Origin of the sequence: Lacticaseibacillus huelsenbergensis (assembly GCF_029726355.1) — a bacterium.
GTDB lineage: Bacteria > Bacillota > Bacilli > Lactobacillales > Lactobacillaceae > Lacticaseibacillus > Lacticaseibacillus casei.
In genome coordinates, this window is the sequence record NZ_CP120687.1 from 716,383 (window position 1) to 742,446 (window position 26,064).

Below are 26,064 nucleotides of genomic sequence, written 5' to 3' on the forward strand. Positions count from 1 at the left end.
CAGCTGACCTCTGAAATTTTTCATGATAATGCGTAACAAAAAAACACCGCCCAAGTTGGTGGTGTTTTTTTGTTACGCTTGCGGATCCTGATGTTCATTGTTGTCTGAAGAACCACTGTCAGCCGACGTATCATCTGGCTTTTCGAGGCCGCCTGTATCATCATCCTGGCTGGCATGATCTTGGCTGGCCTGGGAATCAGATTCGGACTTAGCATTGGCTTCTTCATCCGCTTGCTTCTCTTTATCTTTGTGTTCAAGCGCTGCTTTGGATTCTTCGAAAGTAGCGGCCTTTTCGCTTGGGAATTCGTCTTGATCGCGTTCTGGCATCTTGCCATCGTTGAACAAGCTGAGGATTTCCTTTTCGTTTAAGGTTTCGTACTTGAGTAAAGCTTCAGCAATCAGCTTATGCTGCTGACGGTGGGCCTGAATAATCTCGTAAGCCTGCTTATGGGCTTCGTCAATGATCCGCCGCACTTCATCATCAATCGCCGTTGCTGTCGTCTCAGAATAAGGTGGTGTCTGGCCATACTGAGCACCAAGGAATGGCTGGCCCTCGGTTTCGAGTTGAACCGTTCCCAGGCGATCGGACATCCCGTACTGAGTGACCATGCTCCGGGCAATTTGGGTTGCCTGTTCAAAGTCATTGGACGCTCCGGTGGATTCGACCCCGAAGATAATTTCTTCGGCTGTCCGACCACCAAGTAAGCCGACAATCTGTTCGGTCAATTCCTTCTTGGTCAGCAAGAATTGATCATCTTTTGGCAGCATAATCGCATACCCACCTGCACGACCACGCGGAATAATCGTAACCTTACGCACAGTTCGCGAGTCGCTTAAGACCAGACCGACAATCGCGTGTCCGGCTTCGTGGAAGGCCACCATATTGCGTTCTTTTGGACTGATGACCCGGTCTTTCTTCGCCGGACCGGCAATAACCCGATCTTCCGCTTCATCCACATCGGCAGCATCAATGGCTTTCTTGCTTCGTCTTGCAGCAACCAAGGCCGCTTCATTCAGCAGGTTTTCCAAATCAGCCCCGACAAAACCAGGCGTTTGCCGCGCAATTTCTTTAAGGTCAACATTCGGTGCAAGCGGCTTGTTCTTCGCGTGCACTTTCAAAATCGCTTCACGGCCCTTAACATCCGGACGGCCAACCAGAATCTTCCGGTCAAATCGGCCTGGACGTAGCAACGCCGGATCAAGGACATCAGAACGGTTGGTTGCGGCAATGACAATAACGCCTTCATTACCGGTAAACCCGTCCATTTCAACCAGCAACTGGTTCAATGTCTGCTCACGTTCGTCATGGCCGCCGCCCATTCCGGCACCACGCTGACGACCAACCGCATCAATTTCATCGATGAAGATGATCGAAGGCGCTGCTTTTTTGGCTTGGTCAAAAAGATCACGAACACGGGAAGCCCCGACACCCACGAACATTTCAACGAAGTCAGAACCGGAAATCGAGAAGAACGGTACACCGGCTTCACCGGCAACCGCCTTGGCTAGCAAGGTTTTACCAGTACCAGGAGGACCCTCAAGCAGCACACCGGCTGGGATGCGGGCACCCAATGCCGAGAACTTCCGCGGATCCTTCAGGAACTCAACCACTTCAACCAGTTCCTGCTTCTCTTCTTCGGCACCGGCAACATCGGAGAACCGCACTTTGTTGGCATTTTTATCTGCCTGCTTAGCGCGTGACTTGCCAAAACTCATGACCCGACCAGAACCGCCGCCTTGGCCAGCCTGATTCATCATCATATAGAAGAAGATCATCATGATGACAATCGGCACAACCGTGATCAGTAAGCTAAACCAGACCCCAGACTGTGATTCTTCCTGGGTATCCGTTTTAACATTGTTAGCACTGGTCATCTTCTGAATCTGGCTCAAAGTCGCGTCGTTCGTCGGAATATAGGTGGAGAACTTCGTCACCTTGGTCGTCTGATTGCCAAATAAACTCAGTGAATTATTCGCACCGGAAGACTTCTGGGCCTTCTTATATTCACCGCTGACTTTGTAAACGCCGCCAGATGGCTGGAGCGAATAACTCTTGACATTGTCCTTCTTTAATTCGGACATGAAGGTGCTTGTTTCAATTTCTTGGGACGATGTTGTCCCATTATCGCGCATATAATACGCAAAACCGGTGACCAGCAGCACAAAAATGATGATATACGTTAGTGTGCTACTGAACAGGCCGTTTTGTTTTTTCTTCATTTAGAACCTCCGGCAACATTCAATTAGTACCTTATATACTACCACAAACCCGGCGCACAGATTAAGATTTTGCCGCGTAGACTTCTGGTTTTAATACCCCAATATAAGGCAAATTACGATAACGTTCTGCGTAATCCAAACCATAACCGACCACAAACTCATTAGGCACCGTGGTTCCCACGTAATCTGCCTGAACATCGACCACGCGTCCCTCCGGCTTGTCCATCAAGGCGCAAATCCGCACAGACTTCGCTTTACGGGTTTTAAAGATATCGGTTAAGTATTTCAGGGTTCGACCGGTATCGACAATATCTTCTACGATCAAAACGTTCCGATCCTTCACACTTGCATCAAGATCCTTGATAATCTTGACTTCGCCGCTAGATTCGGTCGCGTCACCGTAGCTAGACACATCCATAAAGTCAAGTTCCATATAGTCATCAATCTCACGGACAAGATCAGTCATGAACATAATGGCACCTTTTAAGATGCACACCACTAAGGGATTCTTCCCTGCGTAATCGTGCTTGAGTTCAGCGCCGAGCCGCGCCGTGATGGCATGGATGTCGTCTTGAGAGTACAACACCTTTAAAATATCGGGATTCATCATCTATCCTCACTTCTGTCAACATCTGGCGAGTGCACCAGTACAACATGGAGTATATCAGTTTGAGCTGGGGGCGACAATCGTTCTAAAGGCTGACCTTCAATCCAAAAAACCTGATGGTCCTGCGCCAATAAAAGTAATTGATCACGTTGACTTGCCGGAACTTTTTCATTAATAAAAAAACGCCGCAATTTCTGGGTCACCCCATTTGGCAGCCGAACTTGATCACCGGCTTGACGGGTACGCAATGTCACCGGCAACCGCACCTGTACCGGCACGCCTTTGCAATGCAATGCCTCTGTTTGTAAACTAAACGTTCCACGCGGGGTTTTCACAGTCTGCCCAATCTGCGTAAACGTCACTGGGGTCATTGCCGGTTGTAAAACCAGTTTCCTGATCCGGCCGTTCTGAACGGCAATGATGACACCGATGCCAAGATCAAAGCGGTGTTCGCTTTGAGCAAACAAATGGTGCATAACCTCTGGCAGTAGTTTTTCGTCAACTTCGGGCTGCCACTGCCGCAACATCCTTTTTAAAAGCACAAACTGCACCGCTTTTGGCAGACGCGTTGCTGCTTGCCAGTCAATCGTCACCGGATCCACTTGCAACCGCTGCTGCCATCGACTGACTTCAGCATCTGCCAGTGCCAGCATCCCTGCTTGCTCCACCGTAAACCGTTGAATGTGCGCCAACAATTGCGGATTTTGCCTTTTATAGGCGGGAATGACCTCGTGGCGCAATTGATTGCGAGCATAACGGGTATCGTTATTCGAGGCATCATCACGAAATTCAATGTCGTGCGCCTGAGCATATGCACGAAGCGCGGCCTTACTATAACCTAATAAGGGGCGAACCAACCGTTTCCCATGCCACGACTGATCCGCCCGAATGCCAACCAACACGGCCGGATCACCGGAACGCCCCAGCCGAAACAAGACTGTTTCAAGTTGGTCATCGGCATGATGGGCAGTCATGACCACGGTCGCATGCTGTGTCTCGGCACTTGCAGCCAAAAACTCATAGCGTGCCTGACGCGCCGCCGCTTCGCTCGCAGTATCCGTCGACTCGCGGTGCCAAACACCGGTGACAACGGGAACATGATACCGCGCTGCAGCCGCCACCACAAATGCTTGTTCCTGGCGACTTTCCGGCCGCAAGCGGTGATCAAAAGTGGCCACAATTACATCCAGATCCGGTGCCCGAACCGCCAGATCCAACAGCACCATTGAGTCAACGCCGCCGGAAACGGCCACAAGCACACGGGTATGCGGTGCGAAACCGAATGTTTGAAAAAGTTTCGGGCTCATACGTCTCCTCCACGTTAACCTCGTCTCAGCATTAAGTCAGTCAAAAAAGACAATCCAAGAAAATAGGCCCAGAACAAATCATAATTTGTCCCAGACCCGATTTCTAACTGCGCCGACCGCCTCGGCCGCCGCGTTTGCCTTCGGTATTACGACGAAGAACACTTAACCGATCTTCGCTTTCTTTCAAATAACCGGACATCATCGCGTCAAAATCACCTTTAGCCGGTTGTTGAGCTTTATGACCAAAGTGATTGCCACCATTGCGGGCACCACCCTGGAACCGATTATTGCCCGGATGCGCTGATGGCGCGTGCCGGCCTTCATGATGATTGTTCTCATGTTCACGCTGTTGCGGCTTATCAACCGCTTTCCGGATAGACAGGCCAATCTTACCATCTTGGATCGAAAGAACTTTAACCGTCACCGGTTCGCCAACATGCAACACATCATGAATGTCTTTGACATAAGCATCAGAGACCTCGCTGATATGCACCAATCCGGTTTTCCCATCGCCTAACTCAACGAATGCACCGAATTTCGTGATCCCGGTGACCTTACCAGTCACTTTCGTACCAACTTCAACTGCCATAAAAAAAGAAGTCCTCCTAATTAAATGTGTCTATAAGTATAGCATGGGTAACAAGACACGCAAGCAGCGCGTGAACCTGTCACAATCAAAACTGTATGCCACTCGCGCACGCTTCAAGCATACCACTCAATCACAAACCAACAAACTACCGAAACATGACAAGATCCATTCGCCGACACAAAAACTGCGCCAATCAGGGTCAAAAAGCTCATTGACTGACGTTCAGATTCGGAATCTTATTGGCTTTATCCGGCAAGTTGAAAATCACCTCACCGGGTTTTGAATACAGATATTTCTCCCGAATCAATTTGGCCGTGTAGTCATCATTGTGGAGCTGATCAACCTGGACTTTAAGTGCGGCTTTGTTGGCCTTTAGTTTATCCAAGTTAGCCTTGGCTTTCGTCACGGCATGATTGGTTTCACCCAGTGTCATTTGCGTCCGAACCACACTAAAGCCCCCCAGACCTAAAATTACCACCATCAGAATCAGCAAATTCCGAATGCGTTTCATATGTACCGCGTGTGCCCGGGACTTGGGCGCACGCTGCTTTTTTGCTGTGTGCTCACGCGTATACGCATTATTTAATTGACTGATATTATTCTTTGCCATCTGATCGCACCCTCGTTTTCACCAGCCACGTGTTACGACTTCAGTAAATCAAGTATAACAAATCAAAGGGGCTACAGACCAACAAATCCGCATTAAAATGTTTCTTTATAATTTTCTTTCAGCACCGTGTACATGTCTGCCGCATCGTTTTTCTTGGTTGTTTCGACCAAATCATCGGCGCGCACCGTCAGTGTTTTGTTGCCAAAGTTAATGACCAGCGTGTCGCCTACACTCACGTCGCTACTGGATTTGGCCACTTTACCATTGATCGTGATGCGTCCTTTGTCGGCAATCTCTTTTGCCGCGGTGCGTCGTTTGATAATTCGGGAAACTTTGAGAAACTTGTCTAACCGCATATCTTTACCTCGCTTTTATTTTTCGTACAAATTTTAAATACTTTTTACCGCCGGGCAGATCAAGCATTTCGCGCAACGTCAAAAGTTTGAACCAGGTACCTGTCAGCAAAAAGACGATGACGCCGAGAACCACGCCTAATATGGTAACGCCAAGCGCAACCAGCCGTGAGCTCAACGGAATCCACCCCACTGCCAGGTAAACCGTCAACACCATGAGACCGGTTACCACAAGCAATTTTGGCACAAACAGCCGCAGCGCACTTCTGCCTTTGATCGTCTCAGGAACGGCATAATAAATCAAGCAAAGGATCACGCCCAATGCCAGAATGGTCGCACCACTGGCGCCGGCCGTCCCAAACCGGGCAACCAGCGGCTGGTTAATCCCGGCCTTGATCAAAATACCGATCAGCAGCGCCACGCTAATGCCCTTATACCGATCCAAGCTCTGCAAGATGGCGTTATACGCATTAATCATGGCAACAACGGCAATCGCAATGGCATACAGTTGTAAGACAAACGCGCCGGCGGTATCGCCAAAAAGCAGTAAATCAATTGCCGGCATCAAAACAGCCAACCCAGAAGTCGCCGCAAGCGCAAAGGCTAGATTAAAATGCACCAATTCTGCGCCACGTTGAATGAATTGCCGACGTTGCTGTAGCTGGCGCGCCTGGGTCAGACTAGGCAGCAAAGTTGTGGACAGTGAAGCCGCCACCACAAGCCCTAGCTGGACAAGGGGTTGGCCACGGTCATAGATCCCTTTTAAACTTTTGGCCGTTGCCATAGCAATACCGGAACTGGTCAAGCCTTTTGTCACTGTGAAGCTGTCAACCAGTTGTAACAAAATCAGCAGCGCGGCATACAGTGTAATCGCGCCGCCTTCCCTGACGAAGCGACTAATCAGGTGGGCATATGCCTGAACGCCAGGAAAACGAAAGCGGCGACGACCAAATACCCGGTGATACGGCCGCCACAATGTCAGCACTGCTGCCAAGCCGCCAAAAAAGGCCCCGCTCATGGCAATAGCACCCATCTGGTAGACACTCCAATGATATTGGACGAACCACCATGCGGCTAGTAAAATCACGCCAACCCGAACAATCTGCTCAACCACTTGGCTCGTGGCCGTTTTCACCATATCAAAAGTGCCTTGAAAATAACCGCGTCCTGTCGCCAAAACCGGCATCGTCAGGAACATAAACGCCACGATTTGGATTAACGGTAACAATTCGGGATCAGCCATCGCGCGGGCAATTTCCTGACCAAAAAATTCAAGGCCCAAAAACAACGCCCACGAAACCCAGTTCAAAATCACGTTGCTCTGGTGAGCCACCGTTAACTTTGCTTCGTCACCGTCAGCTTCCGCGACAAGTTTGGAAATATAAACCGGAAATCCGGACAACGCAAACGTCATCCCTAGCCCGTAGATAGGGTAGATTTGCTGATAAGCGTAAAATCCCGTGTCGCCAACCATATTCTGAAATGGCACCCGGTAAACTGCGCTGAGGATCTTGGCAATCAGTGAGCTGAGGCTCAAGATCCAGGCACCGCGCATTAAATACTTCATTTGTTGATTATGCATGGTGGTCTCCTGTTAACGTGGTTACAGCTGACCGCTCGATTCGCGAAACCCCTGCTGGTCAATCATAAGGCATTAAGCTGCCGGCTTTTTCTCCGGCTGGGGATTGACAACGTTCACCAATCCCTGCATAAAAGCTGTCAGTTGCGCCAACCAGGTCCCGGCCTGCATGGTTTTAGGAATTGTCAACGTCACGGTCAGCTTACCATCAGCAATCGCAACCTGAGCTTTAAGCGTGGTTGCGGCCAACGCCTTAAAAATAGGTTCGCCTTGCGCTTTAGTGGTTGCTTGCGGCGATAACACAACCGCAATTTTTTGATCCGTCTTTTGCACGCTATTGACCCATGCCAAGTCGGCAAACCGTTTGAGATGCGCGATCGCCAGCAGGTTGGTCACCGGCTGCGGATAGTCACCAAACCGATCAATCAAGTCTTCGCTGATTTCCGTTTCGGCTTCATCGCTATTGGCTTCACGAATCCGTTTATACAGTTCGATCTTTTGCCGCGAATCAGCCACATAGTCGGTCGGCAGATAAGCTTCCAAGCCAAGATCGATTTCGGCATCGGTCTTCTGCGCCGTTTTAATCCCGCGCCGTTTGTTCACCGCTTCTTGGAGCATCTGGGTGTACAGATCGTAACCAACCGAATCGATGAAGCCATGTTGCTGCTTGCCCAACAGATTGCCGGCTCCGCGAATCGACAGGTCACGCATGGCAATTTTGAAGCCACTGCCTAATTCCGTAAAATCTTTAATCGCCTGCAGTCGTTTTTCCGCCTCCTCATTAAGCACCTTCATCGGCTGATACATGAAGTAGGCATACGCTATCCGACTCGAACGACCGATCCGTCCCCGCAGTTGATACAACTGAGATAAGCCGTAATGATCGGCATTTTCGATAATTAACGTATTTGCATTCGGCATATCGACGCCGGTTTCGATGATCGTCGTTGTGACCAGCACATCATAGGCACCGTGCAGAAAATCATAAATGACGTTTTCCAGCTGCGTTTCGGTCATCTGCCCATGCGCGTAGCCGATACTGGCATCTGGCACCAGCTCTTCCAACTGACTCACGGTGCGCTCCATATCTTCCACCCGATTATGCAGGTAAAAGACCTGGCCACCGCGCTCCATTTCGCGTTCAATTGCCTCGCGAATCACCCCGGGATTTTGTTCCATGACAAATGTCTGGATCGGGTAACGATTGGTCGGTGGTGTCTCGATGACACTCAGATCGCGCACGCCCAGCATCGACATATTCAAGGTACGCGGAATCGGGGTCGCCGTCAGCGTCAAAACATCTACGTTGCTTTTTAGCTGTTTGATGCGTTCTTTATGCTTAACACCAAAACGCTGCTCTTCATCGATGACCAGCAAACCAAGATCACGAAAAGCCACATCTTTTGACAACAACCGGTGTGTCCCGACGACAATGTCAATCGTGCCATTCTTCAAGCCTTTGATGGTCTCTTTATTTTGGTGCGGCGTCTGAAAACGGGACAGCAACCCGACTTTAATCGGAAAATCGGCAAAGCGTTCTTTCATGGTGTCAAAATGTTGCTGCGCTAAAATCGTCGTGGGCACCAAAATGGCCACCTGCTTGCCATAATCAATCGCTTTAAATGCTGCCCGCAACGCAACTTCGGTTTTACCAAAGCCGACATCCCCGACAAGCAAGCGATCCATTGGCTTCGGTTTTTCCATGTCGCGTTTGATTTCTTTGGCTGACCGCAACTGATCCGGCGTCTCCGGATAAGGAAACTCGTCTTCAAATTTTTGCTGCAAGTCATCATCCGGGCCAAATGCATAGCCCTTTTCTGCTTCACGTTTGGCGTATAAATCAATCAACTCATCCGCAATGTCTTCAATGCGGGCCGCCACTTTGCGTTTGGTCTTCTGCCATTCGGTGCCACCTAACTTATTGACGCTTGGCGCCTTGCCGTCAGCGGAGACATATTTTTGCACCAGATTCAGCTGATCAACCGGAATAAAAAGCTTGTCGTTATTGCGGTAGACGATGGTGATGTAGTCGCGGTGAACGCCGTCGACTTCCATCGTCTCCATCCCGGTATACTGCCCAATCCCGTGATTCACGTGCACCACATAATCGCCAGGCTTCAGCTCATTGTAGCTGCGTAACCGCTCCGTATTGGCCAATGTCTGGTGCCGTGCCCGCCGTCGCTGCCGTGCATTGAACAACTCGTGCTCGGTGACAACGACCAGCTTCATGTCCGGCAGTTCGAAGCCATTCTTCAAACTGCCTTCCGTCAATTGAACCTGACCCGGCAATAAATGATTGGGTTCGGTCAGAACATTGCTAATTTCAAAATCTTTCAACGTTCCGCTCAGCTTATCTAGCCGATTTTTGTCCGCAATCAGAAAAACCACGGTTTGCTTTTGTTTCACCCAACGATCGGTTTCTGTTTTAAGCAATGGCATTTGACTAAAGAATTGTTGAACATTGCGACTCGGCACATTGGTCAGGCTATCAAGCCGCAATTGTCCCATACCTTTTTGAAAAAGGCTTAAATACAGCCGTGGGTGCGGTTCGTGTTGGTTGAGTTCTTGAATTTTAGGATTAGGTGTCTTAGGCAGCAGCCGACCTTCCGTTTGCAATTGAGCGTACCACTCTGCGGTTTCCTGGACTAAATGGGTATCGCTATCCAGTAACCTGCTGTAATCGTCAAAGACAACGAGTGCATCCGGTGTGAGGTAGTCGGTGATGCGCTGATGTTCCGGATAAAGTTCCGGTGCATACAGAGCCAGATTCTCTGGCCGCTCCAGTGCCTGCAACTGCTGGCCGGTGGTTAAAAGTCCATCAGTGATTGCTTGCTTGGTATCCGCATCTTTGACCTTGGCCTTATAAGCCGTTGCCTGCTTCACAAGACGCTCACCGGTCGCACTCAGCACTTGATCTGACGCGATCATATCGGTCGCCGGGGAAATCACGATGCGCGTTAGTTTTTTCAAACTACGCTGCGTTGCAATGTCAAAAGTACGAATCGAATCGACGGCCGTATCAAATAATTCAATACGAATCGGATCATCCTGATTGAGTGGATAGATATCAATAATGCCACCGCGAATGGCGAATTGCCCTGGCGCGCTAACCAGTGAATCGCGGCGATACCCCATCGCAATCAATTGCTTGGTAATATCTTGTGGCTCAAGCTCTGAATCCATATCGATGACCAGCTCACTAGCCGCCCAAACCGCTGGCGCCGGCAAAATACGCTTGTACCCAGCCAGGCTGGTCACAATAATGCCAGGCTTACCGCTTTGCAAGAAAGTTAGTGCATTAATCCGATCATTGCGGGTCTCCGGTGAGCTCACTGCAACTTCGGCAGCCAGCACGTCTTCAACCGGAAAATCATAAACCAGCGCATCGCCTAACAAACTGCTCAAGTCTGCCGCTAATTCGTCAGCGTGAAAACGATTATTCTCGACAATCAGAAGCTGTTGCTGACGTTGTTGCAAGAGCGCGCCAAAAAAGACCGTCTTGGCGGAACCCGAAAGCCCTGTCACCAAATGACGGCCGGTTTTGAGTTTAGGCCATAATGCCGACAGTTCTGGATCTGCCTGCACCATGTCGATCAAATTCATCGCTTCACCTGCTTCTTTCCTCTACTTAAAGTTTACCTAATCGACCGCGTGCGATCACGATCAAGCCGCCGACTTTTAATTAAACTTATTCATCAGTTGCGGAAACGGCATGCCATTTAGCCAGTCTTCCAACGCATCATCTGCTCTGTTAATCGCATCATCGATCGTTGGCTGATCGGCTTGGGAAAAGGGCGTGAGCACCCAGTCAACAACCCGCTGTCGCTGAGGGTGTTGAATGCCGATTTTCAACCGGAAAAATTCATCGCTGCCAGTCGCGCTGATGATATCCTTAATCCCGTTATGGCCACCTGCTGATCCGCGTTGCCGCAGCCGCAATTTGCCTAGCGTCAGATCCATGTCATCATGAACCACCAGGATTTCATCTAACCGAATTTGATAGAACATCATCAGCTCACGCACGGCCCGCCCTGAAGCATTCATATAAGTCTGGGGCTTCACCAAAAACACTTTTTCATCATGAATCCGGGTAGTCGCCGTGGCAGCATCAAATTCAAGCTTATCAAGTTTGAGTCCCAAACGTTTAGCCAGTTCGTCAACGACCATAAAACCCATGTTGTGTTTGGTACCTGCATATTTTCGTCCGGGATTACCCAGACCAACGATCATTTTCATTTTGTCTCCTTAAATTAGTGCTTTTTTCAACAACCCCGGTTGCCTGTGGTTGGCACCCTTTTGGCAACAGTGACAAGCTACAGTTGCTTTTCTAACCGTGTGTATTCTTGCGTAACCAAGCCAAGCGAAGGACACCAAACACTAACCAACATCACAAGGTTAAGCGCTTGGTGTCACTTCGCTATACACCGTCATCCACATACTGGGACGTGAATTTCTATTAGTATGCAGTATAACACATCAGGACTGATTAACTGTACACATTCATTTTGTGAACTGTTAAGCTTTTGCTCCTCGTGAAAATCGCTCATGCAAGCGTTTTCGTTCCTGAAAGCGAGCTTGTCACAGGATTCACAAGCCTTGCTATTGTAAGGCTGAGCGCGACTTTTTAACCATGGCAAAATTATGAAAAAGTCTGTCAATTTTGTTTCGGCGAATTGATAATGTGTTATACTCACAATGAAATGCAGTTTGCATGCACATAAGAAAGGATGATATCACCGTGGCAAGTATTACGGATAAGGATCACCAAAAAGTTATTCTCGTTGGTGACGGCGCCGTTGGTTCAAGTTATGCCTATGCAATGGTATTGCAAGGTATTGCACAAGAAATCGGGATCGTTGACATTTTTAAGGACAAGACGAAGGGTGACGCGATTGATTTAAGCAACGCGCTGCCATTCACCAGCCCAAAGAAGATTTATTCTGCTGAATACAGCGATGCCAAGGATGCTGATCTGGTTGTTATCACTGCTGGTGCTCCTCAGAAGCCAGGCGAAACCCGCTTGGATCTGGTTAACAAGAACTTGAAGATCTTGAAGTCCATTGTTGATCCAATTGTGGATTCCGGCTTTAACGGTATCTTCTTGGTTGCTGCCAACCCAGTTGATATCTTGACCTATGCAACTTGGAAACTTTCGGGCTTCCCGAAGAACCGGGTTGTTGGTTCAGGTACTTCATTGGATACCGCACGTTTCCGTCAGTCCATTGCTGAAATGGTTAACGTTGACGCACGTTCGGTCCACGCTTATATCATGGGTGAACATGGTGACACTGAATTCCCTGTATGGTCACACGCTAACATCGGTGGCGTTACCATCGCCGAATGGGTTAAAGCACATCCGGAAATCAAGGAAGACAAGCTTGTTAAGATGTTTGAAGACGTTCGTGACGCTGCTTACGAAATCATCAAACTCAAGGGCGCAACCTTCTATGGTATCGCAACTGCTTTGGCACGCATCTCCAAGGCTATCCTGAATGATGAAAATGCTGTTCTGCCACTGTCTGTTTACATGGACGGTCAATATGGCTTGAACGACATCTACATTGGTACCCCAGCTGTGATCAACCGCAATGGTATCCAGAACATTCTGGAAATCCCATTGACCGACCACGAAGAGGAATCCATGCAGAAATCTGCTTCACAATTGAAGAAGGTTCTGACTGATGCCTTCGCGAAGAACGACATCGAAACCCGTCAGTAATCATCATCATGACTGAGTCTAGAACAGCCGGGCAACTGCCCGGTTGTTCTTTTTTAATCTCGAAAAACAATTAAGAACTTTTGGGGATTCCTTTCACTTGGCAGCAACGTAAAAGTATAATGTTTTTTTTAAGTTCCCAGATGCCGCTTCATTAAAGGGCGGTGCCCCCACAATGCCTGTAGCTGAACGAGGCGTGCCGCTTTTAATTCTTGGCTTGTTACCTTATAATAAGCAGAAACAATGTCATTTTTTGAGGAAGTGCTTGCTACGAAACAGGAACACACAAGGAGCAGGAGGCAGCGATCAGTGAATAAGAATAAACGGTGGCTCCTCGTTGTCGGCGCGCTAGTCGTTCTTCTAGGCGGATTTTATATCGTCCGGAGCATGCACTATCGCGATCATTTTTTGCCTAACACGGAAATTCTCGGAATTGACGTGTCTGGTCAATCGGTTAATGCGGCCAATAAGAAGCTGGTCAAGCAGTTCAATGAACGTCAATATACGTTTGTTGAAGACGATAAAAAAGTCATGAAGGTTAAAGGCCGCGCTTTGGGGCTAAGCCAGGATTTCAAAAAAGGTCTCAGTCAGGCACTGAATAAGCAAAATCCGTGGTTGTGGACCACTTCGATTTTTGCGGGTCAAAAGGCTCATGCTGATGAGGATCCTTCGATTAACAGTGTTGCCCTAAAACAGTTTGCGGACACCACTGCCAATAAACTGAACCAAGGACGCCAGGAACCGGTCAATGCCAAACTCGTTGCAGATGGCACCCAGTTCAAGATTCAAAAAGAAGTCAACGGTAATCAGATTGACGCTGATAAACTTGCTAAAACGGTAACGACCGCCTTGGATAATCATCGGCAAACCGTTAATTTAACGGATACGTACAAAAAGCCGACCGTTAAGGCGTCTGACAGTAGTCTGCAAACGACAGAACGGGATATGAATAAGCTTGCCGGAACCAAAGTGTCCTTGCAGATTCAGTCCAAGACTGTCACAGTTCCTCAAGCAACCGTGATGAGCTGGGTTACCAACGACAACGGCAAGGCAACAGTCTCCAGTCAGGCCATTACCAATTATGTCTCGACGCTATCACAGCAGTACAGCACCATTAATAAGACCCGTCAGTTTAACTCGCAACAGCAAGGGACAGTTTCGGTTCCTGCTGGCACGTATGGCTGGAGCATTAATGTCACCTCGACCGCAGCGATGATTCTTGCCAGCGTCAAAGCCGGACAGGATCTTAACAAGGAAGTCGTCCACAGCGGTTCCGGTTACGCAACTGACGGCGATATCGGCAATACCTACGTTGAAGTTTCAAAAGAGAAACAACACGAATGGTTCATTAAAGATGGGAAGGTCGTCATGGATTCCGATATCGTAACCGGTAAGCCGAGCCAGGAAACCCCATCTGGGGTCTTCTACATTTGGTCAAAACAACGCAATGCAACGTTGCGCGGCAAAAACGATGATGGTAGCTCCTATGCCAGCCCGGTTTCTTACTGGATGCCCATCGATTACACGGGTGTCGGTCTTCACGACAGCCCATGGCAACCTAAATACGGCGGCGACTGGTACAAAGAACACGGCTCCCATGGCTGTGTCAATAACCCGCCTGATTTCATGGCCAAGTTATATGCCGCAGTTGATGAAGGAACGCCGGTTATCGTTTATTAGTTTTCAGTCAGTAACATCTTAACCAACAAGAAATCGGCTCATAAGGCGAACCCGTCCCTTGAGCCGATTTTTTGTACCCAACTGTTAAGCAACATCCGGCGCTGACTTTTTACCCGGAAAGACCGTTACACCGTCAAAAAACTATGGTATCATAGGACAAGATTAGAACATTTTAATAAAGTGTGCACCTTTGATGGAGGAAAACGAATGTTAATTAAGTCGTTAGTATTAAAAAAGGAATTCCTGACCACTGTCAAGGAAACAGTCACCCTTGAAGAAGCATTGAAGATCCTTGAAGACTCCGGCTTTCGTTGTGTGCCGATCTTGGATGAAAGCGGCACGATCTTCCGCGGCAATATTTACAAGATGCATATCTATCGCCATAAGTCCCAAGGCGGCGATATGAGTCTGCCGGTTACTTATCTGCTGAAGAATGCGACCAAGACGATTCCGGTGAATGCCCCATTCTTCAAAGTCTTCTTCAACATCAAGGATCTGCCTTACATTGCGGTTTTGGATGAAAATGCTAATTTCTACGGGATCCTCACCCATGCCAAATTGCTTGGGATGCTGTCTGAAGCTTGGAACGTCGACGTTGGCTCCTATGTTTTGACCGTGATGTCCACCGGTGAACGTGGCGACTTGGCAAAAATGAGCAAGATTTTGGCTAAGTATGTTTCCATTTCCGGCTGTATCACCTTGGATGCCAAACGTGACGAATTCGTTCGCCGAACCTTGTTCACGTTGCCTGCAGGGACCGATGAAAATACGCTCAACGAAATCGTCTCGCGCTTAGAGAAAAAGAGTTTCCGCGTAGTTGAAATTGACGATCTACAATCCGGACAGCCGATTCGGGTAGACGAAGAATTGTAATCCGATTTTAAAAAGCTCGGCAACGTTATGACTACTGCCGAGCTTTTTTATATGATGAGCGTGAACTGGCGCGGTCAGAAGCCTATTAGCGTTGGCGCCAATTCGGTTTACTGGTTTAAGCGTTGCAGATCCTTTATAATACGTTGGCATAAGTAACCAGGTCTAATGATCGTGACACGGGGAGGAAAACCTCGCATGAAAACTCTGACGCATTTTTGGGATCGAATCGTCTTCACTGTTCGTTTCCTTCGTACCCATCATTTCAAACCAAAATTTCGAAAACAGCTGTTTTTCTTCGCTGTCTTGGTACCAGTCTGTTTGGTGACCATCATCACCGGCCAACAAGTAGAAAAACCGGTTCCTGCTGCCACCATTTTTCGCACCGGAACAACACTCGCCAAGGTGAGCCAGTCTTCACATCAGCCTACTAGCAAAGTCGCGCTTAACGTTACAAAGAAAATCGACTGGCAAGCTCCCTCTGAAAATCAGCCTTATCCCGACTTGACGCAACACCCGCACCTTTCGCTGGTTGTCAGTTTGAACAAGCAACGGGTATTCGTTAAAGATGGTGCTAAAACCCTTTACACCATGTATGCTTCAACTGGTATCGACGACTCGACACCGCATGGGCACTTTAAGATTCAGTCTGAACGCGGCTATGACTTTTTCAATCCTGAAGAACAAATGGGCGCGCATTATTACACGAGCTTTTACTTACACGGCACCTACTTATTCCACACCGTGCCGACTGACATCAATGGTCAATATATTGAATCTGAAGCGGCCAAGTTGGGCCAGAAGCCCGGTTCACATGGCTGTGTACGCCTCAGTATTCCAGATGCCAAGTGGATTTTCGAAACCGTCCCAACTGGTACGCCAGTTGTTATTGAATAAAGCAAAAACCGCACCTACCTCAGTTGAATTATCACTGAGATGGGTGCGGTTTTTTGCCAAAATGATGCGTTAATTTTTATTATATGTTTTTGGTTTGGGCAAACTAACGAGCCCTACTGAAATTGCCAACGCACGATCAACGGCCGCCATTTTTGCGCTTGATAAAGCTGTCACGCGCGCCTGTAATCGCTGCTTATCGATGGTGCGAATCTGTTCTAGCAAAATCACCGAGTTACGTTCAACCCCGTCTTGCTTTGCCCGTAAGCCAACATGAGTGGGCATCTTGGGTTTTTGGATCTTGGAGGTAATGGCCGCCACAATAACCGTAGGACTATAGTGGTTGCCAACGTTGTTTTGAATAATAAGTACAGGTCGATTGCCACCCTGTTCGGATCCGACAACCGGCGATAAATCGGCGAAGAAGACATCTCCGCGTTTTACGGTTACATCCATGCTTTTGCCCCCTCGTTGCTTATCGAATATGGGCGTATGCCTCACTTTCGCAGGCGGAGAAAGCATGACTGATCTCTGTATTGATCTGTCCCATGGCAACATAGCCGGAAATCAGCTGGTTGATATCGGGTGCTTGTGACTGCAAAAATTTGGCCACTGCTGTTGTGATCACATCTTGAGTATCCGTGTCATTCAACTCACAATAGGCATCTAACCGCGCCTTAATAGCAGCATCAAACGTTACCGTTACTGACGTTTGCTTCTTCATGACAACTTCCTCCAACTTCCCAAGTTCATGTTGCTACTTTATCACAAAATCGATTCAGGAGCTACCGCACTTAGCTGATCATCTGAAAAACTGTCAGCTTATTCGCCAATCGAATTGATACTTTGCCGTTTCAACCTTGGCGTCAAATTGCAGGCAATCTCATAATGAATCGTGTTGCTATACTTAGCGACATCTAAGAGCGTGATTTCCTGATCGCCGCTTTGCCCGATCAAAACCACCTTGGTCCCTGCTGGATAGGCTTTTGGCAGACGAATCATGAACTGATCCATGCAGATTCGGCCGACAATCTCACATGCATGGCCATCAACCAACACATGGAATCCTTGCAGTCGCCGCAGCCACCCATCGGCATACCCAATCGGAACGGTACCGATAAACTCGTCCCCCTTAGCGCGATAGGTGACACCATAGGAAATACCGTCACCAGCATGCACCTGTTTGCAATACGTCAATTCGCTCTCCAGCGACAAAGCAGGCTCGAGTGGAAAAGGCGTTGTCGGAATCGCATCACCGGATGGGTTCAGGCCATAAATCGCCACACCGTAGCGAATCATGTTGCCGTTACATGCCGCATGCCACAGACTGGTCGCCGAGTTCGAGACGTGCACGTAACGCGGTCGAGTTGGCAATAAGTCCACCATGTGATTAAACTTGGCCACTTGCTGTTTGAAATAGGCATCGTCCGGATCATCTGCTGTGGCAAAATGGGTGAAAATGCCTTCAACCGTGAACTGTTTGGGATGTTCCTGAATGAACCTCAGGGCATCCAAAAGTGCCTGATCTTCCGTAAAGCCAATCCGCCCCATTCCGGTATCCAACGCAAGATGAATGCGCAAAGGCGGCAACTCCGGTTGGGCTTCCAGCACCGGTAATGCCTGCTCGAGCCATTCGACACTGCTAATCGGTAACGAAATCGTTTGTGCCGCAGCAAGCGCAGCATACTGGCTTGGCACAATGCCTAAAACCAGAATCGGCTCGACAAAATTGGCGTCCCGTAAATCTAACGCTTCGTCAAGCAGCGCCACACAAAAGCCGCTTGCGCCAGCGGCTTTCGCAACCCGTGCCACACGCAACATGCCGTGACCATAAGCATCGGCTTTGACAACGGCAAAAAGTTGGGTCTTCTTTTTCAACCGCGCCACCTCATGCTGGACATTATGCAAAATAGCTGTTTCATCAATTAAAACTGTTGCTGGTCGGAAGTTACCGATCGTCACGTTCAGGACCTTCTTTTTCTAAAATTACCTCGGTGAACACCAAAGTCTCACTGTGAGAAATGGAAACAAACGCATTACCGGAAAATGGGTGTTTCGTCAGAATCGGTTTGCCAAGTTCGTTATTCAAAATTTCAACATCCTGCAAAGCAACCTTGCCCAGTCCGGTACCGAAAGCCTTGGAATAAGATTCCTTCGCTGAAAATCGCCCGGAAAGATACTCCACGGCACGGCGGCCATCCAATTGTTGATAGTTTGCTAATTCCACGGGTGTCAAAATTTTTGCGGCGAATCCATGGTTCTTTTCCTGGGCGGCTTGAATTCGTCCTAAATCAGTCACATCAACCCCGATGCCATAAATCATGGTTGGCCTCCAATAAACTTGATAAAATCATTTTAGCATGCTTTGATTAAAAATCGGCCATGTTCGGCAAATTGCCTGCTGCATCTGTTTGTTTAGCTACAAATAATCTGTCCCTCCGGCGCTACATATCGCCATGAAGAAAACCAACTTTCTTTCCATTAAAAAAGCACCGAGACGATATCAGCCCCGGTGTCTGTTTTATTTTAACCGTCAATTTTCGTGTTAGGAACTTTGACTCGTGAAAGCTTATTCGCCTGAACGAATTTTGAAGTTACGTTTGACATTCTTACGTTTGTCGCCGAAGTTGCGCTTCTTGTCATAGTTGCGCCGGCCGTCACGGTTGCCTTGATAGCCGCCTTCGCGCCGCTTACCTTTGTAGCCGCCTTTATAACCGCCACCACGATTGTTTCCGTGGCCGTGATTGTTGCGACCGCGATGTGGCAGTGGCCGTTCTGGTGTAATTTTGACCGGAACCGCACTGGCATCATCCGGGCTGACTGCTTTGAGGTAGGCAGAAACCAATTGTAGCGGGGTATAGTTTTCCAAAAGCGTTTCCGCCATGGCTTCATACTTTTCGGTGTCGTTGGCTTCGACTTGTTCTTTGATCGTGGATAAGCCGCTGGAAATCTGGCCCATCAACGCTTCTTCAGCGGTAGGCGGCTTCATCGGCAACATCCGCTTCTTCGTCAAGTCTTCGATCGTGTGCAGGTATTCAATTTCATTCGGTGTGACAAATGTTACCGAAACCCCTTTGTGCCCTGCACGACCGGTCCGGCCGATACGATGCACATATGAATCAGGATCTTGCGGAATGTCATAGTTATAAACATGCGTCACGCCGGAAATGTCTAATCCACGAGCCGCAACATCCGTCGCCACCAAAAAGTCCAATTGGCCACTCTTGAATTGGCGCAACACGCTCATACGCTTTTGCTGCGTCAAATCGCCATGAATCCCTTCAGCGCGATAACCACGTGCCTTCAAGCCGCGGGTTAATTCGTCAACGCGGCGTTTGGTCCGGCCAAAAATCAATGCCAGATCAGGATCCTGAACGTCGAACAAGCGCGTCATCACATCGAACTTTTCATAGTCCTTTGCGCGAACATAGTATTGTTCAACGGTGTCAGCAGTCAGTTCCTTGGCCTTAATCTTAACAACAACCGGGCTCTTCATGAACTTGTTGGTCAAGCGCATAATGGCTGCCGGCATGGTTGCAGAAAACAGCAATGTCTGCCGTTCTGTCGGCATCTGTTCAACAATCTTTTCAATGTCGTCAATGAAGCCCATGTCGAGCATTTCGTCGGCTTCATCTAATACCAAGGTATCAAGGTGTTCCAGTTTCAAGGTATGACGCCCGATATGATCAAGAATCCGTCCTGGGGTTCCGACCACGATTTGCGGGTGGTCAGCAAGCTGACGGATCTGGCGGCGAATATCAGCGCCACCATAAACAGCTTGCACCTTGATCTTCTTGTCGCGACCTAAACGATAAAGTTCTTCTTGGGTCTGAATCGCCAATTCCCGGGTTGGGGAAATGACCAGTGCTTGGATACTCCGGTCAGCTTTATCGATGTGTTGCAGAATCGGCAAGCCAAATGCTGCCGTTTTCCCGGTACCGGTCTGTGCTTGACCGATCACATCTTTGCCTTCCAGAACCAGTGGGATCGTCTCTGCTTGAATCGGGGTCGCTTCTTCAAAACCTGACTGTGCGATTGCCTTTAAGAGATCATGATCCAAACCTAGTTCTTTAAACTTCAAATGAGTTCCTCCTTGAGAATTCCTGCACGCGTTTACCCAAGCGTGTTTTCAAGGAATCCGCGGGCATCACGTGCATTTTCAGTAAATGACAAAAAAACATATCTCAACAACAATAGCACGTTCACAATTGAAAAACAAGAACGAGTGTCATTGCAGAATTGTGGCGGTAATGGACTCACAATTTCCGACCAAACGCGGCGGTGTCGCGATGATAGCGCTTTGATACTGAGGTACGGCTGTTTATTTTATGAAATTTACAAGATAATAAAAGACGAACACATTAGCTGCTGTTCGCCTTTGTTCAATGCAATTAAATTTTCATTTAGAAAACGCACCCGTGTCAGGCGTGACCCCCAGCGATCAGCGCTCCCAAAACCGTTTCCAGATGCAAGCCGTGACTTGCCTTTAACAGCACCATGTCGTCATGGCCGACGTCATTTTGCAAATCGCGAATCATCTGGTCTTTGGCTGATAGCGGGTAATAATGCAGGTTATCGGGTGAATACTTGTCGGCCAAAGCATCGGCCAGTGCGTGCATCTCCGACCCATATAGGTAGACAACTTGCACTTCATGAGGATCAAGGGCATCGGCCAAGCCTGCATGCAGCGCCTGGCTTTGATCGCCAAGTTCCAGCATGTCGCCTAACACTGCGATGTGCCGGCCGGTTGCCGTAAATTCACTAAAATCACGGATCACCGCCCGCATCGCTGTTGGATTGGCGTTATAAACATCACTGAGAATTTGTTCGCCAGCATCACCGATCAGCCATTGCGTCCGATTGGCAGTCACCTGAAAATGCGCGAGTGCCTTTTGCATGACCTCGGGCTTAACATGAAATTGTCGGCCAACTAACAACGCCGCCAATGCATTCACCACGTTATATTCACCCATAATCGGAATCGAGAAAGTCAGATCCGGCCACTGTTCTACCGTAAACTCGGTATGATTGCGATGGCCGTTAATAGAATGTGCAAACAAGGTATTTTCCGGATGTAAACCAAATGTTTCCTGCTTTTGGGTAACTTTTTTGGCGCGTTCCACAAGTAATGGCTCATCACCGTTGTAGATAAAAGTACCGTCCTCTTTTAAGCCATCGATGATTTCCATTTTAGCATCAGCGATTTTAGCGCGGGTTTTAAAGAACTCGATATGCGCTTCGCCAATCATAGTGATGACCGCAACATCTGGTTCGGCTAAGGAGGACAACGCGTGCAACTGGCCCGGATGATCCATGCCCATCTCAAGGACCAGCACTTCGGTATTAGGCTCCATACTCAAAATCGTCATGGGCACGCCGATTTCGTTGTTATAATTATCCGGCGTTTTCACAACATGGTATTGCGTCGCCAAAATCGCCGCCGTCATATCTTTGGTCGTTGTTTTCCCGTTGCTGCCGGTAATGGCAACAACTTTGGGATTGACCTTCATCAACAAGTAATATTGGGCCAGCTGTTGCATGGCCGTCAGCGGATCCGAAACAACCAAGGCTGGCAGCTTAGTCTTGATCGGTGCATGATTTGCCGCAACAAACGTCGCCACTGCCCCCGCAGCAGCGGCAGCCGGAATAAACTCATGACCGTCACGTTCACCTTGTAAGGGAACAAATAACATCCCTGGCTTCAATCGACGCGAATCAAAGGTCAATCCGGTGACCACGCGCGAACCATCCGCCTCAGAAAGCGGCTGGGCTTTAACGACACGCGCAATCTCTGCCAATGTCATTTTCATCATTAACTCGACTCCAATTCTTAAACGTAGAGCGTGAGCTGGGCCGGTTAGAAACCGGAGCATAAGTGGCCTTGGGCGTAATGGCCCGGCCTTGGCCATTGCGACCAAGGTCCTTATGTGCAGGTTTCTGGCCCAGCGAACGCGTTTTCAACAGAGCGTGAACCGGCGCGCTTAGAAGCCGGAGTGTAAGTGGCCTCAGGCGTGATGGCCGCTCTTTGGCCATTGCGACCGAGGTCCTTACACGCAGGCTTCTGCGCCGGTGAACGCGTTTCAACAAGAGCGTGAGCTGGCGCGCTTAGGAGTCGAAGTGTAAGTGGCCTCGGGCGTGATGGCCTGATCTTGGCCATTGCGACCGAGGTCCTTACACGCAGACTCCTGCGCCAGCGAACGCGTTTCAACATACAGAAAAAAGGCCACATCAACCCTTTCCCAGTCAAACATATTCATTATAAGCAGGAAACTGCCCTTTTGCAGGCAGTCTCTTAAAGTTACGCTTTTTTGGCAGTTTCAGTCGGCACCATCTGCCACTGATTTTTCTGACGCATCAAAACCAGTTTGCCAAGCTTCCGAACGGTATTGTCAGGAAACGCGCTATCCGGGATAAACCGATTGCTTGGCTCAAGTAACGGAATTCTGATTTGTTCACGGGAAAACCGCACATTGCGAAAATCAAAAAGCACCCCATCCTCCATTAATGGAAACAGCTGGGTATAGGCTTCATCTGACAAAGGTGAAAAGTGCTGTTGCCGCAACCGTAACCAAAATGGTTGCTCGTTGGCAATGCGTCGCAAATATTTGTTAATTGCTGCGGCCAAAAAGGCTTCGAACAACGCCTCATGCCGCAAATACATGTTCACCATGCCATTACGCAACGGCAAGTAAACCAATTCATTTTGTAGTTTATAATAAAAAGGTGAACTGAGATGCGTTTTGACATGTCCTAAGTATAGCAGTTCTGCAATCTCGTTAGGGGTCAGTTCCTGCAAAAAACGCGGACGGGCATAATCTAACCAACAACGTGTTTGACCCTCTTTACTCCGCAGAAACTCGCGCACTTGATCCCGTCCGTTGATAATATTAAACCAAGTATGCGGATCAATCTGTTCCTGTTCGTTAACCGGTGGCAATAACAGCAGATGATTTGGGATTTTTTGCTGACTGTTCAGCAAATCACTTGCCGAAATACCATAAGTCAAAAATAAATGTGCCAACGGTTCGTGATGAACATAAATCATTGCGTTTCGCATGATTAAAACCCCTTATAACTCCCACAACCATTATACGACTTTCAGCGGCAATCTTGACCCTTCAATCAAAAAAGGAGTTCTGCGTATGTTACCCTGGCCAAACAAGATCCCACAACCTAATTTACCAACAGTTCCACATACTGACCTCATACCTTCGACTTATTTTTCCACAATTAAAACCGGCTACCTGCCAAAAAGATGGTGGCTGCCAACTTCTGAGCCGACCAGTGATGGCTTGGACGGTGTTGGCATTCACGCCTTCGCAACACCGGGAGCCGCCATCACCGCAGACGATCTGCCGGCGGACTTTTTGCCGTTTGCCCACACTGGTCATCAATATTTTGGCTTTGATTTAAGTCATGACCCGCGACGGATTCGCTACATTGATACCGAAGTCGACCAATGGCTCACGATCGCGCCAGATTTTGATACGTTTCTTAAACAATTGCAGCCACATCCGGTCCGTCTACCGGAACTGCCAGTCGATCCGCAAGTTTTTGGCCACATGGCGGTCATTGCTACCGCCGCCGATTGGCCTGCCTTATTCGATCACGCGCGGACGTTTATGACCGGCGCGGAGCTTGGCCCGTGGCTCGTTTGGCTGGCAACCTCGGATGAGTCAGCCAAACGTCAGGCCGCCGCCGAGGAATATCATTTTCTTAGCCGTTATCAGCCAAACTTTCTCACGCCGAATACAACAATCGAGTTGCGAAAATTGTTGTCCTGAGTTAGTTTCCATCATTGTCGCTTACCGCGATCTTCGGATTGGAATTTAAAAGTATCTAACCACCGCAAGTCGCGTTTAATGCCAAAATACCCAAACAACGCCAAGCCTAGCGAGCCAAAGAAGTCCATGAACAAATCACCCATGGTATCCATCAACGCGGCCCGGCCGCGCAACAACACCCCGCTTGCCGCCATGTACCGTTGCATATTCATGCCCAGCAAGCCGTCAAACGTAAATTCATAAAATTCCCACAATACGCCGATGGTTGTACCAAATGCGAGCGCAAATAACGCCATTAACAAAGGACTCGTCGTCGCTAACCGTTTTGCGGGCGTTAACGCTGCAAAAATGGCAAAGCCCAACCCAGCTAACATAGCCGCGCTGAAGAGATGCTCGAACTTGTCCCAATATGGCACGCTGTAGCACTGCAACCCCGTGCCTAACAAAACGCTCAACAAAATAAAAATTTCAAATAAGTAAATCAAGAGCGGCGGAAACCGGAAATGCCACCAGTGTTCCATTAACCTAGGCAGACTGACAATTAAGATCCCTGACGCAACTTGCGCCAGTAACATTGCCTGTCCATGGAATAACGGCCGCCCACTTATGAAAAGCCCGCCGACAATCAGCAGGTACAGCAAGTCGCCACCGATATTTAACCAATATAAAAAATTCGATCGTTTAGTCATGACGTTTCCTCTTTTCCTCAAAGGTTCCAGGCACCGATGCAATTAATATGTTTTTGTAAGCGCTTGGTGTAGACTCAGCTTTAGGAGGTGGTCCCATGCCAATCAAAACGTTGCCTGAAGATCAACTGGTCGCCATGAGTCAGTCCGTCGTCAAAGAAGTCGCCCAAGCGTTTGCCTTCCCTTATTATGTCAATGATTTAACGCATGACGCAAATTTTGACACCGATCACACTGCAACCAAGCTCGAATTCGAACTCACGCTGCTAAATGATCCCGACCCTGATCGCACGATTAGTTTTTACAGCGATGCGGATGCTGACCCGATTATGGGCGGTGCCGCATCAGCGCAAGTCGTTGTAACAGCCGGCATCACATTTATTTATCTGAATGACGGATATAAAGATTCTTATCTCATTATTATTCACGATGGCAAAGTCGTTCAAAACCTCAAGCTAGAACAACAAATTCTCTCGGGTCCTGAAGTCGAAGACTTGATCGAGCACGTCATCCCAAACGCCAAATAAGTCTAAGAATAAAAATCGAAAGCGGCCAAGTCTGGCTGCTTTTTATTATTTCTTACTAATATTGGCGGACTGAGGCATCGCTGGGCACAAGACCAGACATCGGGTTGCGCCATTTTTTCCAATAAAAAAACCACCATAACGGTGGAAAAGTTTGGGGGAACTTTTTTGGGAGTGTAAGTTAATGTGTAAGCCTAAGGCAGAAATACCTCCGCCTCATTGACATCAGTATAACAAGTTCTTAACGACTCCGTGATTCCATTTTCGACAAGTTATCCCTTTAATTAATAAATCGACTTATATTATTATAAGTTATTGCTAACAAAAAAGCAGCCCAACCGGACTGCTTTTTGTTATTATTTCTTATCCAAACCGTACTTCTTGTTGAACCGGTCAACCCGTCCATCGGCTTGCGTGAACTTCTGCTTGCCGGTGTAGAACGGATGAGAATCAGACGAAATTTCTACCCGAACCAATGGATATTCTTTGCCGTCTTCCCACTTGATGGTTTCTTTGGAAGTCTTGGTGGAGCCGGAAATAAATTTAAAACCAGTTGCTGAATCCATGAAAACAACTGGATGATAATCTGGATGGATGCCTTGCTTCATAATCAATTACTCCTTTTGCCCTAAATCATTGCCTGAT

Annotated in this window: 24 protein-coding genes; 6 read left to right on the forward strand and 18 right to left on the reverse strand. The window is 48.4% G+C overall.

What is annotated here, in order from left to right:
* Positions 1-72 precede the first annotated feature (72 nt).
* The 9 genes from ftsH to pth all read right to left on the reverse strand — a co-directional run bounded on the left by ftsH (position 73) and on the right by pth (position 11,501).
* Positions 73-2,220 (reverse strand): ATP-dependent zinc metalloprotease FtsH, encoded by a 2,148-nt coding sequence (gene ftsH / locus LHUE1_RS03210; RefSeq protein WP_049170380.1) that lies wholly within the window; start codon positions 2,218-2,220, stop codon positions 73-75.
* A gap of 61 nt (positions 2,221-2,281) precedes the next feature.
* The gene (hpt, locus tag LHUE1_RS03215) at positions 2,282-2,827 is read right to left on the reverse strand and encodes a hypoxanthine phosphoribosyltransferase (protein ID WP_049170394.1); all 546 of its coding nucleotides are present in this window, start codon (positions 2,825-2,827) and stop codon (positions 2,282-2,284) included.
* A complete protein-coding gene (tilS, locus tag LHUE1_RS03220; RefSeq protein ID WP_049170377.1) occupies positions 2,827-4,134 on the reverse strand; it encodes a tRNA lysidine(34) synthetase TilS in 1,308 nt (435 codons plus the stop codon). The genes hpt and tilS overlap by 1 nt, the downstream gene beginning before the upstream one ends.
* 103 nt (positions 4,135-4,237) lie before the next feature.
* On the reverse strand, positions 4,238-4,723 hold the full coding sequence (locus tag LHUE1_RS03225; RefSeq protein ID WP_010491293.1) for a S1 domain-containing RNA-binding protein: 486 nt from the start codon (positions 4,721-4,723) through the stop codon (positions 4,238-4,240).
* Between the two features lie 208 nt (positions 4,724-4,931).
* A complete protein-coding gene (locus LHUE1_RS03230; protein ID WP_025013382.1) occupies positions 4,932-5,333 on the reverse strand; it encodes an FtsB family cell division protein in 402 nt (133 codons plus the stop codon).
* A 92-nt stretch (positions 5,334-5,425) separates the two neighbouring features.
* On the reverse strand, positions 5,426-5,689 hold the full coding sequence (locus LHUE1_RS03235; RefSeq protein ID WP_049170376.1) for an RNA-binding S4 domain-containing protein: 264 nt from the start codon (positions 5,687-5,689) through the stop codon (positions 5,426-5,428).
* Between the two features lie 4 nt (positions 5,690-5,693).
* Complete coding sequence (locus tag LHUE1_RS03240) at positions 5,694-7,268, reverse strand: putative polysaccharide biosynthesis protein (protein ID WP_213291498.1); 1,575 nt, start codon at positions 7,266-7,268, stop codon at positions 5,694-5,696.
* A gap of 72 nt (positions 7,269-7,340) precedes the next feature.
* Positions 7,341-10,868, reverse strand: a complete 3,528-nt coding sequence (mfd, locus tag LHUE1_RS03245) for a transcription-repair coupling factor (RefSeq protein WP_049170372.1) — start codon at positions 10,866-10,868, stop codon at positions 7,341-7,343.
* 75 nt (positions 10,869-10,943) lie between these two features.
* Positions 10,944-11,501 carry an aminoacyl-tRNA hydrolase gene (gene pth / locus LHUE1_RS03250; RefSeq protein WP_049170370.1) on the reverse strand — a complete coding sequence of 186 codons (558 nt, stop codon included), beginning with the start codon at positions 11,499-11,501 and terminating at the stop codon, positions 10,944-10,946.
* A 475-nt stretch (positions 11,502-11,976) separates the two neighbouring features.
* Between pth and LHUE1_RS03255 the strand changes: the two genes are divergently transcribed.
* The 4 genes from LHUE1_RS03255 (at position 11,977) to LHUE1_RS03270 (ending at position 16,428) form a co-directional block, all read left to right on the forward strand.
* Positions 11,977-12,984, forward strand: coding sequence for an L-lactate dehydrogenase (locus tag LHUE1_RS03255; protein ID WP_003662706.1), 1,008 nt, complete (start codon positions 11,977-11,979; stop codon positions 12,982-12,984).
* A gap of 306 nt (positions 12,985-13,290) precedes the next feature.
* Positions 13,291-14,661 carry a L,D-transpeptidase family protein gene (locus LHUE1_RS03260; protein WP_049170368.1) on the forward strand — a complete coding sequence of 457 codons (1,371 nt, stop codon included), beginning with the start codon at positions 13,291-13,293 and terminating at the stop codon, positions 14,659-14,661.
* Between the two features lie 207 nt (positions 14,662-14,868).
* Positions 14,869-15,534, forward strand: a complete 666-nt coding sequence (gene cbpA, locus LHUE1_RS03265; RefSeq protein WP_010491258.1) for a cyclic di-AMP binding protein CbpA — start codon at positions 14,869-14,871, stop codon at positions 15,532-15,534.
* Between the two features lie 195 nt (positions 15,535-15,729).
* On the forward strand, positions 15,730-16,428 hold the full coding sequence (locus LHUE1_RS03270) for a L,D-transpeptidase (protein WP_049170367.1): 699 nt from the start codon (positions 15,730-15,732) through the stop codon (positions 16,426-16,428).
* 69 nt (positions 16,429-16,497) lie between these two features.
* On the opposite strand, the gene LHUE1_RS03275 is transcribed toward LHUE1_RS03270, so the two are convergent.
* From LHUE1_RS03275 to LHUE1_RS03305, 7 genes are all read right to left on the reverse strand, one after another.
* Positions 16,498-16,881 carry a type II toxin-antitoxin system PemK/MazF family toxin gene (locus LHUE1_RS03275; RefSeq protein ID WP_005686631.1) on the reverse strand — a complete coding sequence of 128 codons (384 nt, stop codon included), beginning with the start codon at positions 16,879-16,881 and terminating at the stop codon, positions 16,498-16,500.
* 19 nt (positions 16,882-16,900) lie between these two features.
* Entirely contained in the window at positions 16,901-17,149 is a 249-nt protein-coding gene (locus LHUE1_RS03280; protein WP_010491246.1) for an antitoxin, read from the reverse strand.
* Between the two features lie 98 nt (positions 17,150-17,247).
* Positions 17,248-18,387 carry an alanine racemase gene (gene alr, locus LHUE1_RS03285; protein WP_049170365.1) on the reverse strand — a complete coding sequence of 380 codons (1,140 nt, stop codon included), beginning with the start codon at positions 18,385-18,387 and terminating at the stop codon, positions 17,248-17,250.
* On the reverse strand, positions 18,374-18,748 hold the full coding sequence (gene acpS, locus LHUE1_RS03290) for a holo-ACP synthase (protein WP_049170363.1): 375 nt from the start codon (positions 18,746-18,748) through the stop codon (positions 18,374-18,376). Before acpS ends, alr begins: the two co-directional genes overlap by 14 nt.
* 246 nt (positions 18,749-18,994) lie before the next feature.
* The gene (locus LHUE1_RS03295) at positions 18,995-20,506 is read right to left on the reverse strand and encodes a DEAD/DEAH box helicase (protein ID WP_049170360.1); all 1,512 of its coding nucleotides are present in this window, start codon (positions 20,504-20,506) and stop codon (positions 18,995-18,997) included.
* A 340-nt stretch (positions 20,507-20,846) separates the two neighbouring features.
* Complete coding sequence (locus LHUE1_RS03300; protein ID WP_049170391.1) at positions 20,847-22,235, reverse strand: UDP-N-acetylmuramoyl-tripeptide--D-alanyl-D-alanine ligase; 1,389 nt, start codon at positions 22,233-22,235, stop codon at positions 20,847-20,849.
* 488 nt (positions 22,236-22,723) lie between these two features.
* Complete coding sequence (locus LHUE1_RS03305) at positions 22,724-23,482, reverse strand: hypothetical protein (RefSeq protein WP_049168993.1); 759 nt, start codon at positions 23,480-23,482, stop codon at positions 22,724-22,726.
* Between the two features lie 85 nt (positions 23,483-23,567).
* Here LHUE1_RS03305 and LHUE1_RS03310 point away from each other — a divergent pair, with 85 nt between their 5' ends.
* Entirely contained in the window at positions 23,568-24,209 is a 642-nt protein-coding gene (locus LHUE1_RS03310) for an SMI1/KNR4 family protein (RefSeq protein ID WP_049168992.1), read from the forward strand.
* A gap of 11 nt (positions 24,210-24,220) precedes the next feature.
* On the opposite strand, the gene LHUE1_RS03315 is transcribed toward LHUE1_RS03310, so the two are convergent.
* On the reverse strand, positions 24,221-24,898 hold the full coding sequence (locus tag LHUE1_RS03315) for a hypothetical protein (protein WP_049168991.1): 678 nt from the start codon (positions 24,896-24,898) through the stop codon (positions 24,221-24,223).
* 95 nt (positions 24,899-24,993) lie between these two features.
* On the opposite strand from LHUE1_RS03315, the gene LHUE1_RS03320 reads away from it, so the two are divergent.
* Complete coding sequence (locus LHUE1_RS03320; RefSeq protein ID WP_049168990.1) at positions 24,994-25,422, forward strand: hypothetical protein; 429 nt, start codon at positions 24,994-24,996, stop codon at positions 25,420-25,422.
* Between the two features lie 353 nt (positions 25,423-25,775).
* Here LHUE1_RS03320 and LHUE1_RS03325 read toward each other — a convergent pair whose 3' ends face one another.
* Positions 25,776-26,027, reverse strand: coding sequence for a type B 50S ribosomal protein L31 (locus tag LHUE1_RS03325; protein WP_025013790.1), 252 nt, complete (start codon positions 26,025-26,027; stop codon positions 25,776-25,778).
* Positions 26,028-26,064 lie beyond the last annotated feature (37 nt).

What these genes read in the sequence shown, in the direction of transcription:
- ftsH (WP_049170380.1), bottom strand. Translation starts at nt 2,220, where the DNA reads ATGAAGAAAAAACAAAACGGCCTGTTCAGTAGCACACTAACGTATATC.
- hpt (WP_049170394.1), bottom strand. Translation starts at nt 2,827, where the DNA reads ATGAATCCCGATATTTTAAAGGTGTTGTACTCTCAAGACGACATCCAT.
- tilS (WP_049170377.1), bottom strand. Translation starts at nt 4,134, where the DNA reads ATGAGCCCGAAACTTTTTCAAACATTCGGTTTCGCACCGCATACCCGT.
- LHUE1_RS03225 (WP_010491293.1), bottom strand. Translation starts at nt 4,723, where the DNA reads ATGGCAGTTGAAGTTGGTACGAAAGTGACTGGTAAGGTCACCGGGATC.
- LHUE1_RS03230 (WP_025013382.1), bottom strand. Translation starts at nt 5,333, where the DNA reads ATGGCAAAGAATAATATCAGTCAATTAAATAATGCGTATACGCGTGAG.
- LHUE1_RS03235 (WP_049170376.1), bottom strand. Translation starts at nt 5,689, where the DNA reads ATGCGGTTAGACAAGTTTCTCAAAGTTTCCCGAATTATCAAACGACGC.
- LHUE1_RS03240 (WP_213291498.1), bottom strand. Translation starts at nt 7,268, where the DNA reads ATGCATAATCAACAAATGAAGTATTTAATGCGCGGTGCCTGGATCTTG.
- mfd (WP_049170372.1), bottom strand. Translation starts at nt 10,868, where the DNA reads ATGAATTTGATCGACATGGTGCAGGCAGATCCAGAACTGTCGGCATTA.
- pth (WP_049170370.1), bottom strand. Translation starts at nt 11,501, where the DNA reads ATGAAAATGATCGTTGGTCTGGGTAATCCCGGACGAAAATATGCAGGT.
- LHUE1_RS03255 (WP_003662706.1), top strand. Translation starts at nt 11,977, where the DNA reads ATGCACATAAGAAAGGATGATATCACCGTGGCAAGTATTACGGATAAG.
- cbpA (WP_010491258.1), top strand. Translation starts at nt 14,869, where the DNA reads ATGTTAATTAAGTCGTTAGTATTAAAAAAGGAATTCCTGACCACTGTC.
- LHUE1_RS03270 (WP_049170367.1), top strand. Translation starts at nt 15,730, where the DNA reads ATGAAAACTCTGACGCATTTTTGGGATCGAATCGTCTTCACTGTTCGT.
- LHUE1_RS03275 (WP_005686631.1), bottom strand. Translation starts at nt 16,881, where the DNA reads ATGGATGTAACCGTAAAACGCGGAGATGTCTTCTTCGCCGATTTATCG.
- LHUE1_RS03280 (WP_010491246.1), bottom strand. Translation starts at nt 17,149, where the DNA reads ATGAAGAAGCAAACGTCAGTAACGGTAACGTTTGATGCTGCTATTAAG.
- acpS (WP_049170363.1), bottom strand. Translation starts at nt 18,748, where the DNA reads ATGATTTATGGCATCGGGGTTGATGTGACTGATTTAGGACGAATTCAA.
- LHUE1_RS03300 (WP_049170391.1), bottom strand. Translation starts at nt 22,235, where the DNA reads ATGAAAATGACATTGGCAGAGATTGCGCGTGTCGTTAAAGCCCAGCCG.
- LHUE1_RS03305 (WP_049168993.1), bottom strand. Translation starts at nt 23,482, where the DNA reads ATGCGAAACGCAATGATTTATGTTCATCACGAACCGTTGGCACATTTA.
- LHUE1_RS03310 (WP_049168992.1), top strand. Translation starts at nt 23,568, where the DNA reads ATGTTACCCTGGCCAAACAAGATCCCACAACCTAATTTACCAACAGTT.
- LHUE1_RS03315 (WP_049168991.1), bottom strand. Translation starts at nt 24,898, where the DNA reads ATGACTAAACGATCGAATTTTTTATATTGGTTAAATATCGGTGGCGAC.
- LHUE1_RS03320 (WP_049168990.1), top strand. Translation starts at nt 24,994, where the DNA reads ATGCCAATCAAAACGTTGCCTGAAGATCAACTGGTCGCCATGAGTCAG.
- LHUE1_RS03325 (WP_025013790.1), bottom strand. Translation starts at nt 26,027, where the DNA reads ATGAAGCAAGGCATCCATCCAGATTATCATCCAGTTGTTTTCATGGAT.